14 protein-coding genes are annotated in these 15,786 nt (G+C 72.2%); 10 read left to right on the top strand and 4 right to left on the bottom strand.

The genetic code is table 11. The features are described 5' to 3' along the window. Positions 1-11 precede the first annotated feature (11 nt). From dxr to SLAV_RS11245, 6 genes are all read left to right on the top strand, one after another. Positions 12-1,265, top strand: a complete 1,254-nt coding sequence (gene dxr / locus SLAV_RS11270) for a 1-deoxy-D-xylulose-5-phosphate reductoisomerase (protein ID WP_030227536.1) — start codon at positions 12-14, stop codon at positions 1,263-1,265. Next, the gene (locus SLAV_RS11265) at positions 1,262-2,563 is read left to right on the top strand and encodes a M50 family metallopeptidase (RefSeq protein WP_030227615.1); all 1,302 of its coding nucleotides are present in this window, start codon (positions 1,262-1,264) and stop codon (positions 2,561-2,563) included. The genes dxr and SLAV_RS11265 overlap by 4 nt, the downstream gene beginning before the upstream one ends. 175 nt (positions 2,564-2,738) lie before the next feature. Continuing rightward, a complete protein-coding gene (gene ispG, locus SLAV_RS11260; RefSeq protein ID WP_030227539.1) occupies positions 2,739-3,896 on the top strand; it encodes a flavodoxin-dependent (E)-4-hydroxy-3-methylbut-2-enyl-diphosphate synthase in 1,158 nt (385 codons plus the stop codon). Between the two features lie 137 nt (positions 3,897-4,033). Further along, positions 4,034-4,879 carry a GNAT family N-acetyltransferase gene (locus SLAV_RS11255; RefSeq protein WP_199922136.1) on the top strand — a complete coding sequence of 282 codons (846 nt, stop codon included), beginning with the start codon at positions 4,034-4,036 and terminating at the stop codon, positions 4,877-4,879. A gap of 112 nt (positions 4,880-4,991) precedes the next feature. Next, the gene (locus SLAV_RS11250) at positions 4,992-5,597 is read left to right on the top strand and encodes a GNAT family N-acetyltransferase (protein WP_030227544.1); all 606 of its coding nucleotides are present in this window, start codon (positions 4,992-4,994) and stop codon (positions 5,595-5,597) included. Between the two features lie 9 nt (positions 5,598-5,606). Then, complete coding sequence (locus SLAV_RS11245) at positions 5,607-7,319, top strand: proline--tRNA ligase (RefSeq protein WP_030227547.1); 1,713 nt, start codon at positions 5,607-5,609, stop codon at positions 7,317-7,319. On the opposite strand, the gene SLAV_RS11240 is transcribed toward SLAV_RS11245, so the two are convergent. From SLAV_RS11240 to SLAV_RS11225, 4 genes are read right to left on the bottom strand one after another with little or no spacing between them, the layout of a single operon-like run. Beyond that, positions 7,316-8,251 (bottom strand): slipin family protein, encoded by a 936-nt coding sequence (locus SLAV_RS11240; RefSeq protein ID WP_030227550.1) that lies wholly within the window; start codon positions 8,249-8,251, stop codon positions 7,316-7,318. The two genes, SLAV_RS11245 and SLAV_RS11240, sit on opposite strands and share 4 nt — an antisense overlap. A 43-nt stretch (positions 8,252-8,294) precedes the next feature. Continuing rightward, a complete protein-coding gene (locus SLAV_RS11235; RefSeq protein WP_030227552.1) occupies positions 8,295-9,197 on the bottom strand; it encodes an aminoglycoside phosphotransferase family protein in 903 nt (300 codons plus the stop codon). A 16-nt stretch (positions 9,198-9,213) separates the two neighbouring features. Further along, positions 9,214-9,672, bottom strand: coding sequence for a DUF4439 domain-containing protein (locus SLAV_RS11230; RefSeq protein ID WP_030227557.1), 459 nt, complete (start codon positions 9,670-9,672; stop codon positions 9,214-9,216). Beyond that, complete coding sequence (locus SLAV_RS11225; RefSeq protein WP_100660865.1) at positions 9,669-10,241, bottom strand: hypothetical protein; 573 nt, start codon at positions 10,239-10,241, stop codon at positions 9,669-9,671. Before SLAV_RS11225 ends, SLAV_RS11230 begins: the two co-directional genes overlap by 4 nt. Before the next feature lie 157 nt (positions 10,242-10,398). Between SLAV_RS11225 and rimP the strand changes: the two genes are divergently transcribed. The 4 genes from rimP (at position 10,399) to infB (ending at position 15,693) form a co-directional block, all read left to right on the top strand. Beyond that, positions 10,399-10,911 (top strand): ribosome maturation factor RimP, encoded by a 513-nt coding sequence (gene rimP, locus SLAV_RS11220; RefSeq protein ID WP_030227561.1) that lies wholly within the window; start codon positions 10,399-10,401, stop codon positions 10,909-10,911. Between the two features lie 2 nt (positions 10,912-10,913). Beyond that, a complete protein-coding gene (nusA, locus tag SLAV_RS11215; RefSeq protein ID WP_078950192.1) occupies positions 10,914-12,008 on the top strand; it encodes a transcription termination factor NusA in 1,095 nt (364 codons plus the stop codon). Between the two features lie 144 nt (positions 12,009-12,152). Further along, positions 12,153-12,440: a YlxR family protein gene (locus tag SLAV_RS11210; protein ID WP_078950193.1), complete on the top strand. Its 288-nt coding sequence runs from the start codon at positions 12,153-12,155 to the stop codon at positions 12,438-12,440. 148 nt (positions 12,441-12,588) lie between these two features. Beyond that, the gene (gene infB / locus SLAV_RS11205) at positions 12,589-15,693 is read left to right on the top strand and encodes a translation initiation factor IF-2 (RefSeq protein WP_078950194.1); all 3,105 of its coding nucleotides are present in this window, start codon (positions 12,589-12,591) and stop codon (positions 15,691-15,693) included. Positions 15,694-15,786 lie beyond the last annotated feature (93 nt).

The raw sequence follows: 15,786 nt of genomic DNA, 5'->3' as shown, positions 1-15,786 counted from the left end.
CAATGGGGGGCATGAGCGACAGTCCAGCCCCCCTCGCCGACCCGCACCTCCTCTTCGACGCCTCGGCCGGCCGCCGGGACATCGTCATCCTCGGGTCGACCGGGTCCATCGGCACCCAGGCCATCGACCTCGCCCTGCGCAACCCGGACCGCTTCCGCGTCACCGCGCTGTCCGCCGCCGGCGGACGCGTCGGGCTGCTGGCCGAACAGGCCAGGCTGCTGCGCGTCGAGACGGTGGCCGTCGCCCGCGAGGACGCCGTACCGGCCCTCAAGGAGGCGCTGAGCGGGCAGTACGGCGCGTCCGAGCCGCTGCCCGAGATCCTCGCCGGCCCCGACGCGGCCGCCGAACTCGCCGCCTCCGAGTGCCACACCGTCCTCAACGGCATCACCGGTTCCATCGGCCTGGCGCCCACCCTCGCCGCGCTGCGGGCGGGCCGCACCCTGGCCCTGGCCAACAAGGAGTCGCTGATCGTCGGCGGCCCGCTGGTCAAGGCCCTCGCGAAGCCCGGCCAGATCATCCCGGTGGACTCCGAGCACGCGGCCCTCTTCCAGGCGCTCGCCGCGGGCACCCGCGCCGACGTCCGCAGGCTCGTCGTCACCGCCTCCGGCGGCCCCTTCCGCGGCCGCACCCGCGCGGAGCTGGCCTCCGTCACGGTCGAGGACGCCCTCGCGCACCCCACCTGGGCCATGGGGCCGGTGATCACGGTCAACAGCGCCACCCTGGTCAACAAGGGCCTGGAGGTCATCGAGGCCCACCTGCTCTACGACATCCCCTTCGACCGCATCGAGGTCGTCGTCCACCCGCAGTCCTACGTGCACTCCATGGTCGAGTTCACCGACGGCTCCACCCTCGCCCAGGCCACCCCGCCGGACATGGGCGGCCCCATCGCGATCGGTCTGGGCTGGCCCGAGCGGGTCCCGGACGCGGCCCCCGCCTTCGACTGGACCAAGGCGTCGACCTGGGAGTTCTTCCCGCTGGACACCGAGGCCTTCCCGTCCGTGGGCCTGGCCCGGCACGTCGGCACCCTGGGCGGAACCGCGCCCGCCGTGTTCAATGCGGCGAACGAGGAGTGCGTCGAGGCCTTCCTGGCCGGTCGGCTGCCGTTCACAGCAATCATGGATACCGTCTCTGCCGTGGTCGACGAGCACGGGACGCCGGAGTCGGGAACCTCCCTGACCGTGGCGGACGTCCTCGAAGCGGAGACCTGGGCCAGGGCCCGGGCACGGGAGATGGCGGCGCGGGCCGCCCTGGAGGCGAGCGCATGACGCTGGTGCTGAACCTGATCGGTGTACTCGTCTTCGTGGGCGGACTGCTGTTCTCGATCGCCTGGCACGAGCTGGGCCACCTCTCCACGGCCAAGCTCTTCGGCATCCGCGTGCCCCAGTACATGGTCGGCTTCGGCAGGACCATCTGGTCGCGCAGGAAGGGCGAGACCGAGTACGGGATCAAGGCCATCCCCATGGGCGGCTACATCCGCATGATCGGGATGTTCCCGCCCGGCGAGGACGGCAAGGTCACGGCCCGCTCCACCTCCCCGTTCCGCTCCATGATCGAGGACGCCCGCTCGGCGGCCTACGAGGAGCTCCAGCCCGGGGACGAGTCGAGGCTCTTCTACACGCGCAAGCCCTGGAAGCGCGTCATCGTGATGTTCGCGGGCCCCTTCATGAACCTGGTGCTCGCCCTGGCGATCTTCTTCGGCGTCTGGATGACCTTCGGGATCAACCGGACGACCACCCAGATCGCGAGCGTCTCGCCCTGCGTCATCCAGCAGAGCGAGAACCGCGAGGTCTGCAAGGCCGGTGACCCCGTGGCCCCGGCCAAGCAGGCCGGCCTGCGGGCGGACGACCGGATCGTCGCCTTCGGCGGACGGCCGGTCGCCGACTGGTCCGAGCTGCAGAAGCGGATCCGCGACACCATCGGCGCCACCACCGTCACCGTCGTGCGCGACGGGCAGCGCGTGGTCGTCCCCGTGAACCTCATCGAGAACCGGGTCGCCAGGACCGACGGCCACGGCGGCTACGTCAAGGGCGAGTACGTGACGGCCGGCTGGCTCGGCTTCAGCCCGAAGAACGAGATCGCGGCCCTGTCCTTCGGCGAGTCCGTGGACCACATGGGCGAGATCGTCGACGGCAGCATCCAGGGCCTGGTCAAGCTCCCCGCCAAGATCCCCGCCCTGTGGAACGCGGCCTTCGACGGCGGCGAGCGCGAGCCCGACTCCCCGATGGGCATCGTCGGCGCGGCCCGCATGAGCGGGGACATCGCCGCCCTGGACCTGCCGAGCGAGCAGAAGTTCTCGATCCTGCTCAACGTCCTGGGCATGTTCAACCTCTCGCTGTTCCTGTTCAACATGCTGCCCCTGCTGCCCCTGGACGGCGGCCACATCGCCGGCGCCCTGTGGGAGTCCCTGCGCCGGAGCGTCGCCAGGCTCTTCCGGCGCGAGGACCCGGGACCCTTCGACGTGGCCAAGCTGATGCCCGCCGCGTACGTGGTCGCCGGCGTCTTCGTCTGCTTCACGCTGCTGGTGCTCGTCGCGGACGTGGTGAACCCGATCAAGATCACCTGACCGCGGAGCGCCATACGGGACGGACCGGGGAGCCGGGCACGCATCGTGCCCGGCTCCCTACGTTCGGGTGGCGCACCCCCTCGGATGCGGGGGGACCGTGTGGATTGGCGTAATCTCGAAGCCTGGAGCCCGCCGATCTCGGGACCTTGATCCACACCTTGGGGTTGCACAGCAGATGACTGCCATCTCTCTCGGAATGCCGGCCGTGCCGACGAAGCTTGCCGACCGCAGGGTCAGCCGCAAGATCCAGGTCGGCAAGGTGGCCGTCGGCGGTGACGCGCAGATCTCCGTCCAGTCGATGACCACCACCAGGACCTCCGACATCGGGGCGACGCTCCAGCAGATCGCCGAGCTGACCGCCTCCGGCTGCGACATCGTCCGCGTCGCCTGCCCGACCCAGGACGACGCCGACGCGCTCGCCGTCATCGCGAAGAAGTCGCAGATCCCGGTCATCGCCGACATCCACTTCCAGCCGAAGTACGTGTTCGCCGCGATCGACGCCGGCTGCGCCGCCGTCCGCGTGAACCCGGGCAACATCAAGCAGTTCGACGACAAGGTCAAGGAGATCGCGCGGGCCGCCAAGGACGCCGGCACCCCGATCCGCATCGGCGTCAACGCCGGCTCCCTCGACGCGCGCCTGCTGAAGAAGTACGGCAAGGCCACCCCCGAGGCGCTGGTCGAGTCCGCGCTGTGGGAGGCCTCCCTCTTCGAGGAGCACGGCTTCAGCGACATCAAGATCTCGGTCAAGCACAACGACCCGGTCGTCATGGTCAACGCCTACCGCCAGCTGGCCGCCGCCTGCGACTACCCGCTGCACCTCGGCGTCACCGAGGCCGGCCCCGCCTTCCAGGGCACCATCAAGTCCGCGGTCGCCTTCGGCGCGCTGCTCTCCGAGGGCATCGGCGACACCATCCGCGTGTCGCTGTCCGCGCCCCCGGTCGAGGAGATCAAGGTCGGCATCCAGATCCTGGAGTCGCTGAACCTCCGGCCGCGCCGCCTGGAGATCGTCTCCTGCCCGTCCTGCGGCCGCGCCCAGGTGGACGTCTACAAGCTGGCCGAGGAGGTCACGGCGGGCCTGGAGGGCATGGAGGTCCCGCTGCGCGTCGCGGTCATGGGCTGCGTCGTCAACGGCCCCGGCGAGGCCCGTGAGGCCGACCTCGGCGTCGCCTCCGGCAACGGCAAGGGCCAGATCTTCGTGAAGGGCGAGGTCATCAAGACCGTCCCCGAGTCGAAGATCGTGGAGACCCTCATCGAAGAGGCGATGAAGATCGCCGAGCAGATGGAGAAGGACGGCATCGCCTCCGGCGAGCCCACCGTCGCCATCGGCGTCTGATCCGAAGAAGCGGCCCCGGCCCCGTTCCCGCAGCTCGGGGGCGGGGCCGGGGCCTTTTCGTGACCCGTGGGACAGGGCATCCGCAGGCGACGCCGGGTACAGTGCGGAGATCAGCAGACCTGCACGGTGAGGCCCCAGTGTTGACGCAGACCACCACCCGGGTCCTTGAGCCCAGTGATCTCGACGCCGCGCTCGACATCCTCGGACGCGAGCCGGTCGAGAACGCCTTCGTCACCTCCCGGGTCCAGGTCGCCGGGCTCGACCCCTGGCGCCTGGGCGGGGAGATGTGGGGCTGGTACGCCGGCGGCGAGCTCCGCTCGCTCTGCTACGCCGGTGCCAACCTCGTCCCCGTCTGCGCCGGACCCGACGCCGTACGGGCCTTCGCCGACCGGGCGCGCCGCACCGGCCGCCGCTGCTCCTCCATCGTCGGCCCCGCCGAGGCCACCCGGCTGCTGTGGAAGCTCCTGGAGCCCAGCTGGGGACCGGCCCGCGACGTCCGCGCCCACCAGCCCCTCATGGTCATCGAGCAGCCGTCCACGGAGGTCTCCGCCGACCCCCTGGTGCGCCGCGTCCGCAAGGACGAGATGGACCTGATCATGCCCGCCTGCGTCGCCATGTTCACCGAGGAGGTCGGCATCTCCCCGCTCGCCGGCGACGGCGGCCTCCTCTACCAGGCCAGGGTCGCCGAGCTGGTCGGCACCGGCCGCTCCTTCGCCCGCGTCGAGGACGGCAGGGTCGTGTTCAAGGCCGAGATCGGCGCCGCCACCGCCCGCGCCTGCCAGATCCAGGGCGTCTGGGTCGATCCCGAGTTCCGCGGCCGGGGCCACTCCGAGACCGGCATGGCCGCCGTCGTCGAGTACGCCCTGCGCGACATCGCCCCCGTCGTCAGCCTCTACGTCAACGACTTCAACACCGCGGCCCGCGCCTCCTACCGCAGGGTCGGCTTCCGCGAGGTCGGCGCGTTCATGAGCGTCCTGTTCTGAGCTTCCCGTTCCGAGCGCCGCTCCCGGGCCCCGCACCCTTCCCCGTTCCGAGCTCCCCTTTTCCTCGCGGAAGCCGTACCCGAGCGGTACTACCCCGCAGTAAGGTCGCCGCATGCTTCCTACCCCCGGGGGCGACGACCCCGCACGGCCCGCCGGACTCCGCATCGGGCCCCTCGACCTCGCCGGCCGCGTGGACGAGGCCCTGCGCGTCCAGGCCGTGGCCTTCGGGCTCAGCGAGGAGGAGGTCGGCATCCGGCGCTACATCGTCCAGCGCCACATGACCTGCCCCGGCGCCCGCGCCCTCGGCGCGTTCACCGACGACGGGACCCTCGCCGGGTTCGTCTACGGAATGCCCAACGACCGCGCCCACTGGTGGTCCACCATCGTCGAGCCCTACCTGCGCGCCGGCGGCGCCGACGGCTGGCTCGACGGCTCCTTCGTCATCACCGAGCTCCACGTCCACCCCGGGTTCCAGGGCCACGGCGTCGGCCGCGCCCTCATCACCCGGCTCACCGACGGGGCGAGCGAACCCCACTCGATCCTCTCCGCCATCGACACCGACAGCCCCGCCCGCGGCCTCTACACCGCCCTCGGCTACCGGGATCTGGCCCGCCGCGTCCACTTCCCGAGCGCGAGCCTCCCGTACGCGGTCATGGGCGCGCGGCTCCCGCTGCTCGGCCCGCGAAACGGTTTCCGGGAGCCGCACCCGCCCCGGTAGCCTCCGGACATGTCAACGCAACACGTGCAGCGCATGTCCCGCCTCATGGCCAAGACCCTCCGCGAGGACCCGGCCGACGCCGAAACCCTCAGCCACCGCCTCCTGGTACGCGCCGGCTACGTCCGCCGCAGTTCGGCGGGGGTGTGGACCTGGCTGCCGCTGGGCAAGCGCGTCCTGGACAACGTCTCGCGCATCGTCCGCGAGGAGATGGACGCCATCGGGGCGCAGGAAGTGCTGCTGCCGGCCCTGCTGCCGAAGGAGCCCTACGAGGTCAGCGGGCGCTGGTCCGAGTACGGCGACCTGCTCTTCCGGCTCAAGGACCGCAAGGGCGCCGACTACCTGCTCGGCCCCACCCACGAGGAGATCTTCACCCTCGTCGTCAAGGACCAGTGCACGTCCTACAAGGACCTGCCGGTCATGCTCTACCAGATCCAGACCAAGTACCGCGACGAGGCCCGCCCCCGCTCCGGGGTGCTGCGCGGGCGCGAGTTCCAGATGAAGGACTCCTACTCCTTCGACGTGTCCGACGAGGGCCTGGCCGAGTCCTACCGGCTCCACCGCGAGGCCTACGTACGGATCTTCGAGCGGCTCGGCCTGGACCACCGGATCGTCTCGGCGGTGTCCGGGGCGATGGGCGGATCGGCGTCCGAGGAGTTCCTGGCACCGGCCGCGGCCGGCGAGGACACCTTCGTCGACTGCCCGTCCTGCGACTACGCGGCGAACACCGAGGCCGTGACCTTCGCGCTGACCCCCGTGAGCGCCGAACACCCGGCGATCGAGGAGGTGGACACCCCCGACACCCCCACGATCGAGACCCTGGCGGCGCACCTGGGCGTCCCCGCGTCGGCGACCCTGAAGAACCTCCTCGTCAAGGTCGACGGCGAGATCACGGCCGTCGGCGTCCCCGGCGACCGCGAGGTGGACCTCGGCAAGCTCGGCGAGCACCTCGCCCCGGCCGTGGTCGAGCTGGTGACGGCCGAGGACTTCGCCGGCCGTCCCGACCTCGTACGCGGCTACGTCGGCCCGCAGGGCCTGGACAAGGTGCCCTACCTCGCCGACCCGCGCGTGGCTCCCGGCACGGCCTGGGTCACCGGCGCCAACAAGGCGGACACGCACGCCCGCAACGTGGTCTGCGGCCGCGACTTCGAGGTCGACCGCTACCTCGACGTGGTCGTCGTCGAGCCGGGCGACCCCTGCCCCTCCTGCGGGGCCGGACTGCGCCTGGACCGGGCCATCGAGATCGGGCACATCTTCCAGCTCGGCCGCAAGTACGCCGACGCCTTCGGGCTCGACGTCCTCGGCAACGAGGGCAAGCCCGTCCGGGTCACCATGGGCTCCTACGGCATCGGCGTCTCCCGCGCCGTCGCCGCGCTCGCCGAGCAGACCGCCGACGACCGGGGCCTGTGCTGGCCCGCCGCCGTGGCACCGGCCGACGTCCACGTCGTGGCCGCCGGCAAGGCCGTCCCGCTGGCGCTCGCCGAGGAGGCCGCCGCGGCCCTCGCCGCCGCCGGACACCGGGTCCTGCTCGACGACCGGCCCGGACTCTCCCCGGGCGTCAAGCTCACCGACGCCGAACTGATCGGCGTGCCCCGGATCCTGGTGGCGGGCCGCCGCTCGGGCGACCGGGTGGTCGAACTCCAGGACCGCGCGGCCGGCACCCGCGAGGAACTCCCCCTGGACGAGGCCCTCGCCCGCCTGAACGCACCGGCCGGCCAGGCCTAGGCGGACTCCGCCCGCCGCCCCTCCGGCCGCCCGTCCGGCCGCGCCGGAGGCGGCGGAGGCGGCGGCGAAGCGACCGGCGACAGCCCGCCCGCAGCCCGGCCCCGGCCGATGGCATCCGGCGCGGGCGCCGCCGGGGCGTCCGGGGCAGGGGCGTCCGGGGCCGCCGCGGGGGTCGGGGCCGCACGTTCCAGGAAGCGCAGCAGCTCCACCGGGAAGGGCAGCACCAGGGTGGAGTTCTTCTCCGCCGCGACCGCCACCACCGTCTGGAGCAGGCGCAGTTGGAGGGCGGCGGGCTGCTCCGACATCACGGCCGCGGCCTGCGCCAGCTTCTTCGAGGCCTGGAGCTCCGCGTCCGCGTTGATCACGCGGGCCCGCCGCTCGCGGTCGGCCTCCGCCTGCCGGGCCATCGACCGCTTCATGGTCTCCGGCAGCGACACGTCCTTGATCTCGACCCGGTCGATCTGCACGCCCCAGCCCACCGCCGGACTGTCGATCATCAGCTCCAGCCCCTGGTTGAGCTGCTCACGGTTGGACAGCAGGTCGTCCAGGTCGCTCTTGCCGATGATCGAGCGCAGCGAGGTCTGCGCCATCTGGGAGACCGCGAACCGGTAGTCCTCCACCTCGATGATCGCGTTGGCCGGGTCCACGACCTTGAAGTACACGACCGCGTCGACCCGCACCGTGACGTTGTCCCGGGTGATGCCCTCCTGGGCGGGCACCGGCAGCGTCACGATCTGCATGTTCACCTTGCGCAGCCGGTCCACGAACGGCAGCACCATCGTGAACCCGGGCCCCCGGACGCCCTCCCGCAGCCGGCCGAAGCGGAAGACCACGCCCCGCTCGTACTGCTTCACCACCCGGGCCGCGACGCCCGTGTACACCATCACACCCGCGGCGGCGGCCACCGCCGCTGTCAGCAGTTCCTCGACCATGACGGCCCCCTGCCGGACTCATACCTCTTACCTACGGTATGCCCTACAACCAGGCGGCGAACTCCAGCAGCAGCTCCGCGTCCCCACGCCGCCCGGCGGCCAGCGCCCGCACCCCGGACTCCACCGCCCGGAACACCGTCCAGCCCCGCAGCCGGTCGCGGTCCACCTCCAGGGAGTCCGCGAGCCGGTGCACCCGCCGCCGGGCCCCGGCCGCACCCGCCGAGGTGGCCATCTGGTCCTCCAGCCGGTCCCGCACCAGCCGGGCCAGGTCGTAGGCCCGCTCACCCACCAGCGGATCCGGGCCCACCGTCAACCACGGCGCCCGCTCCCCGGCCAGCACCTTGCCCTGCCGGAAGTTCCCGTGCAGCAGGAGCTGCTCGCCCGGCAGCGCCGTCAGCTCCGCGCGCACCGCCAGCGCCGAGTCGGCGAGCGCCCGCACCTCCGCGGGCGCGGTGCGCAGCGCCTCGCCCTGGCGGGCCGTGCGCTCGGCCACCGTCTCGAAGGGGTGACCGGGAGGCGGCTCCACCCACAGCCGCCGCAACGTGCCGCACGCCTCCAGCAGGGCCTTGGCGTCCGGCAGCGAACGCAGCGAGACCTCCGGGTGCAGCCGCTCCAGCAGCAGGGCCCCGTCCGTCTCGTGGTGGCGCGAGTCGAGGACCCGTACGGCTCCGAAACCGCCCCAGTGGGCGAGCGCCGCCAGCTCCCGGTCCGGCCGGGCCCCGGGCGGGGCCAGCTTGAGGGCGGCCGGGGTGCCGTCGGCGTACCGGACGAGGAGCACCAGGCTGCTGCGGCCGCCCGGGGCCTGGACCCGCTGGGCCACGACCTGCCGCCGGTGCAGCGCCTCCTCGGTGAGCTCGGGCAGGTGCCCCAGCCACTGGGTGTCCCGCGCCTCCTCCGGCAGCTCGCCGAGCGCCCGTACAAGCCGCTGCGGCGGTTCGAAAGCCATGCGTGCGTGATCCTTTTCAGCTGGTGGGAGCTCGGTCGGAGCGTTCCGCGAGCCCAGGGAAGGCTACGCCGCTGCCGCGCCAGCGCGCCGCGCGGACGGCCGCGGCGCTCAGCGCGTCGGCCGCCTCGCGGCGCAACTGGCCGTCGGCCGCCCGCACCAGGTCGGAGTACGCGCCCGCCACCCGGTCCTCGATCACGGCGGCCAGCCGCGTGGTGTCGTCGGGGGTGCGCAGCTCGAAGGGCAGGGCGTACGCCGCCTCGGCGGCCACGGGTGCGCCGCCCAGCTCGCGCACCGTGCGGGTGAGCGCGTCACGCCGGGCCACGTGGGTCCCGTACGCCTCGCGGGCCTCGGTCGCGCGGTCCGCCGCGGCCCGGGCGCCGATCACCCCGTACCCGTACGCCGCCGCGTGCTCGGCGGCCAGGGCGGCTTGGGCGGCCTGCAGCGCGCGGCCGGCGGGGGAGGGTTCGGGCTTCACGAGGCGGCTCCGGGGGTGGAGGTGAGCAGGTACGCGTGGACGGCGCCGCAGGCCGCGACGGAGGCCAGCAGCCGGGCCAGTTCCCCGGGCGCCCCGGCCAGCGCGATGGTCCGCGCCTCCGACAGGCTCCGCTCGGCGTCGGCGAGGGCGCTCAGCGCCTCGGCGGGCTTCGGCGGCACGTCCGCACGGCCGGCCGCGGTGGACCCGGAGGGCGTGGCGGCCGCCGCGGCGGCGGATGCGGACGGCGAGGGCGAGGGGGAGGCGGAACGGGTGGCGGCCGGGGCCGGGAAGGCCAGGGCCGCCGAGTGCGCCGCGACGGCGGCCCGCAGCGGTGCGAGCCGCTCCGCCAGCCCGGGATGGACGGCGAGGGTGGCGTCGTAGCGTTCGAGCAGCCGGGCACTGTCACGAACGGCGCCCTCCCGCATCCGCCGTTCGAGTGGAATCCCGGTGCCGTCCCCGGACGGGCCGCCCCCGCCGGTGCATCCGGCGAGCAGGGCGGCCCCGGCCGCGCCGGCGGCTCCGGTGAGCAGGCTCCTTCGGGAGGGCCGGGGGGGCAGGGTCCAGGGCACGGCGCCGTCCTCGGGGGGTGGTGTCTGGGCAGGGTGTGATCACGGTACCCGGGGGCCCGTCGGGAGAGCGGACGGCAACACCCTCCGCGACCGGATACCCTTTGACCTGACACGCGACGAAAACCACAACAGCACACGCGGCCGAGGAGTCACCCGGATGAGCACCACCCAGAGCGACAGGCTGCGCGGACTGCTGGAGCCGCTCGTCACCGCCAGGGGACTGGACCTCGAAGAGATCGAACTGTCCAAGGCGGGCAAGCGCCGCATGCTGCGGATCGTCGTGGACTCCGATGAGGGCGTGGAACTGGACGCCTGTGCCGAGCTGAGTCGTGAGGCCTCCGACCTGCTCGACGCCTCCGACGTGATGGGTGAGGACGAGTACGTCCTCGAAGTCAGTTCCCCCGGCGCCGACCGGCCGCTCAGCGAGCACCGTCACTACGTTCGGGCGACCGGTCGCCTCGTGAAGTTTCAGCTGTCCGCCGACGGTGAAAAGGGTGCCGGGGAACTGGTCGCCCGCATCCTCGGCGTCGACGACGAGGGCCTGGACCTCGAAGTACCGGGTGTGAAGGGCCGCAAGGCGACCACCCGCCGCATCGCGTTCACCGACATCGCCAAGGCGCGTGTCGAGATCGAGTTCAACCGCAAGGACAAGAAGGAAGAGGAGGCGTAGCCGTGGACATCGACATGAGTGCCCTGCGGGGTCTGGTCCGGGAGAAGGAGATCTCCTTCGACCTGCTCGTCGAGGCGATCGAGTCGGCCCTCCTCATCGCGTACCACCGCACCGAGGGCAGCTTCCGGCGTGCCCGCGTCGTGCTCGACCGCACCAACGGTCACGTGGTCGTGTGGGCGACGGAGGACCCGAGGGACCTCGAAGAGGGCCAGGAGCCGAAGGAGTTCGACGACACCCCGTCGGACTTCGGGCGGATCGCCGCGACGACCGCCAAGCAGGTGATCCTCCAGCGTCTGCGCGACGCCGAGGACGACCTGACCTTCGGCGAGTTCGCCGGCCGCGAGGGGGACGTCATCACCGGCGTCGTCCAGCAGGGCAAGGACCCCAAGAACGTCCTGGTCGACATCGGCAAGCTGGAAGCCATCCTGCCGGTGCAGGAGCAGGTCCCGGGTGAGGAGTACACGCACGGGCTCCGTCTGAAGACGTACGTCGTGCGGGTGGCGAAGGGTGTCCGCGGTCCTTCCGTGACCCTGTCGCGCACCCACCCCAACCTGGTGAAGAAGCTGTTCTCGCTGGAGGTCCCCGAGATCGCCGACGGCAGCGTCGAGATCTCCGCGATCGCCCGCGAGGCCGGTCACCGCACCAAGATCGCCGTCCGGTCCACCCGTTCGGGCCTGAACCCGAAGGGCGCCTGCATCGGACCGATGGGCAGTCGCGTGCGCAACGTGATGGCCGAGCTGCACGGCGAGAAGATCGACATCGTCGACTGGTCGGACGACCCGGCGGAGATGGTCGCGAACGCCCTGTCACCCGCTCGGGTGAGCAGGGTCGAGGTCGTCGACTGGGACTCCCGTTCCGCCCGGGTGACCGTGCCCGACTACCAGCTGTCCCTGGCCATCGGCAAGGAGGGCCAGAACGCCCGCCTCGCCGCGCGGCTCACCGGCTGGCGCATCGACATCCGCCCGGACACCGAGGAGAACTCGGACCGGGACGGCGAGGGTGACGGCGGCCGAGGCCAGGACCGGGCCCAGGACCGCGGTCACGACCGTGGCCAGGACCGAGGTCACGACCGCGGCCAGGGCCGGGGCCGGGAATAAACCAGTACCGGCCGGAGGTTTCCGGCCGGTAGACAGGTACACGGAGCGGGACCCGCAAGGGGAAGCCCGCTCGTGGATCACAACAACGTCCGTTCGATTTTTCACCTGAAGGGGTGAGGTCGGTACGGGGAGGTAGACTTAGGCGTGTCTGGCCGGACGCAAGCCCGCGCATGCCCCGAACGCACCTGTGTGGGGTGTCGGGAGCGAGCGGCCAAGAACGATCTGCTGCGCATCGTGGCGGTCGGGGACGAATGCGTCCCCGATCCACGCGGTACGCTGCCCGGCCGGGGTGCCTATGTGCACCCTGCCGCGGTCTGCCTCGACCAGGCGGTCCGCCGCAGAGCGTTCCCCCGGGCCCTACGGTCCGCAGGAGCGCTCGACACGGCGGCACTGCGCACAGCCCTGGCCGTCGAGGCCGAGGCGACACCGTAAGAAGAAGTACGGCACGGACATCCCGTGCGGTCAGGTACCTCGCGAGTTGGAAGTAGGTCGAGATTGCGATGAGCACTCGATGAGTACGCGATGAGTACGCCCATGAAGTAGCGACGGTCCGGCGTAACCCGGACCTAAAAGGAGCGAAGTGGCTAAGGTCCGGGTATACGAACTCGCCAAGGAGTTCGGGGTGGAGAGCAAGGTCGTCATGGCCAAGCTCCAAGAACTCGGTGAATTCGTCCGTTCGGCGTCCTCGACGATCGAGGCGCCGGTTGTACGCAAGTTGACTGACGCACTGCAGGGGCCCGGCGGCAACGCCGGCAAGTCCGCTGCGAAGCCCGGCGCGCCCCGCAAGGCCGCGCCCGCCAAGCCCGCGGCGCCCTCCCCGGCCGCCGCGGCACGTCCTGCTGCCCCCAAGCCCGGCGCACCGGTGGCTCCCAAGCCCGCCGCTGCCGAGGCTCCGGCGGTCAGCGCCCCGGTGACTCCGGCCGCTCCCGGCCCGCGTCCCGGTCCCAAGGCTCCCGCCCCGAAGCCCGCTCCGGCGGCTCCCGTGGCGACCGAGTTCTCCGCGCCTCCGGCGGCCCCGGCCGCCCCGGCGCGCACCGAGCGTCCCGCCGCGGCCCCCGGCCCCCGTCCGGCGCAGCAGCGTCCGGCGCAGGGTGGTCAGGGCGGTGCCCGTCCCGGCGCCCCGCGTCCGGCCGGCGCCACCCCCGGTGCCCAGGCCCCGCGCCCCGGTGGCGCCCAGGCCCCGCGTCCCCAGGGCGCCCGTCCGGCCGGTCCCCGTCCGGGCAACAACCCCTTCACCTCCGGTGGCTCGACCGGCATGGCGCGCCCGCAGGCGCCCCGTCCGGCCGGCGCTCCCCGTCCCGGTGCCCCCGGCGCCGGCGGCGGCCAGGGTGCTCCGCGTCCGCAGGGCGGCCCCGGTGGCGCTCCGCGTCCGCAGGGTCCCGGCGGCGCCCGTCCGACCCCGGGCGGCATGCCCCGTCCGCAGGGCGGCGCCCCGCGTCCCGGTGGTGCTCCCGGCGGTAACCGTCCCAACCCGGGCATGATGCCGCAGCGTCCCGCTGCCGGTGGTCCCGGTCCCCGTCCCGGTGGCGGCCCCGGTGGCCGTGGTCCCGGTGCGGGCGGTCCCCGTCCCGGTGGCGCCGGTCGTCCCGGCGGCGGCTTCGCCGGCCGTCCGGCCGGTCCGGGCTCGCGTCCGGCGGGCGGCGGCTTCGGCGGCCCGCGTCCGGGTGGCGGCGGCTTCGGCGGCGGTCCGGCCGGTGCCGGTGGCGGCGGTCGTCCCGGCTTCGGCGGGCGTCCCGGTGGTCCCGGTGCCCGTGGTGGCACGCAGGGTGCCTTCGGCCGTCCCGGCGGTCCGGCCCGTCGTGGCCGCAAGTCCAAGCGTCAGAGGCGCCAGGAGTACGAGGCCATGCAGGCCCCGTCCGTCGGCGGCGTGATGCTGCCCCGCGGCAACGGCGAGACCGTTCGCCTGTCGCGCGGTGCGTCCCTCACCGACTTCGCGGAGAAGATCAACGCCAACCCGGCGTCGCTCGTCGCCGTGATGATGAACCTCGGCGAAATGGTCACGGCCACGCAGTCCGTCTCCGACGAGACCCTCGAAATGCTGGCCGGCGAGATGAACTACCAGGTTCAGATCGTCAGCCCGGAGGAAGAGGACCGCGAGCTCCTTGAGGGCTTCGACATCGAGTTCGGCGAGGACGAGGGCGGCGAGGAATACCTCATGCCGCGTCCGCCGGTCGTCACCGTCATGGGTCACGTCGACCACGGTAAGACCCGCCTGCTCGACGCCATCCGCAAGACGAACGTCGTCGCGGGCGAGGCCGGTGGCATCACCCAGGGCATCGGTGCCTACCAGGTGGGCACCGAGGTCAACGGTGAAGACCGCAAGATCACCTTCATCGACACCCCGGGTCACGAGGCGTTCACCGCCATGCGTGCCCGTGGTGCGAAGTCGACCGACATCGCGATCCTCGTGGTCGCGGCCAACGACGGCGTCATGCCGCAGACGATCGAGGCGCTCAACCACGCCAAGGCCGCCGGCGTCCCGATCGTCGTCGCGGTCAACAAGATCGACGTCGAGGGTGCCGACCCGGTCAAGGTGCGCGGTCAGCTCACCGAGTTCGGTCTGGTCGCCGAGGAGTACGGCGGCGACACGATGTTCGTCGACATCTCCGCCAAGCAGGGTCTGCACATCGACTCCCTGCTGGAGGCCGTCGTCCTCACCGCCGACGCCTCGCTCGACCTGCGCGCCAACCCCGAGCAGGACGCTCAGGGTATTGCGATCGAGTCCCACCTCGACCGTGGCCGCGGTGCCGTCGCCACCGTCCTCGTCCAGCGCGGTACCCTCCGCGTCGGCGACACGATGGTCGTGGGCGACGCCTACGGCCGTGTGCGCGCCATGCTCGACGACAAGGGCAACAACATCGAGGAAGCGGGTCCCTCGACCCCCGTCCTGGTCCTGGGTCTCACCAACGTCCCCGGCGCCGGCGACAACTTCCTCGTCGTCGACGAGGACCGCACCGCCCGTCAGATCGCCGAGAAGCGTGCTGCGCGTGAGCGCAACGCCAACTTCGCCAAGCGCGTCCGCCGGGTGTCCCTGGAAGACCTCGACTCGGTCCTCAAGGCCGGTCTGGTCCAGGAACTCAACCTCATCATCAAGGGCGACTCGTCCGGTGCGGTCGAGGCCCTGGAGTCCTCGCTGCTGCAGCTCGACGTCGGCGAAGAGGTCGACATCCGCGTCCTGCACCGCGGTGTGGGTGCGGTCACGGAGTCGGACATCTCGCTGGCGATGGGCTCCGACGCCATCGTCATCGGCTACAACGTCCGTGCCGTGGGCCGTGCCGCGCAGATGGCGGACCGCGAGGGCGTCGACGTCCGCTACTACTCGGTGATCTACCAGGCCATCGAGGAGATCGAGGCGGCCCTCAAGGGTCTGCTCAAGCCGGAGTACGAAGAGGTCGAGCTCGGTACGGCGGAGGTCCGCGAGATCTTCCGCTCGTCCAAGCTGGGCAACATCGCGGGTGTCCTCATCCGCTCCGGCGAGGTCAAGCGCAACACCAAGGCGCGGCTCCTGCGCGATGGCAAGGTCATCGCCGAGAACCTCACCATCTCCGGTCTGCGCCGCTTCAAGGACGACGTCACCGAGATCCGCGAGGGCTTCGAGGGTGGTATCAACCTCGGTTCCTTCAACGACATCAAGATCGACGACGTCATCGCGACGTACGAGATGCGCGAGAAGCCCCGCGCGTAAGCGCGAGGCGGTTCGCACCGTGTCGTAGTCAGCTGTAACACCGGGGCCGGTCGGCGGAATATCCGTCGATCGGCCCCGGCCGTTGCGTGTACG

The organism is Streptomyces lavendulae subsp. lavendulae, from assembly GCF_002803845.1.
GTDB classification, from domain to species: domain Bacteria; phylum Actinomycetota; class Actinomycetes; order Streptomycetales; family Streptomycetaceae; genus Streptomyces; species Streptomyces lavendulae.
This window is presented reverse-complemented; position numbering and strand designations above follow the sequence as displayed.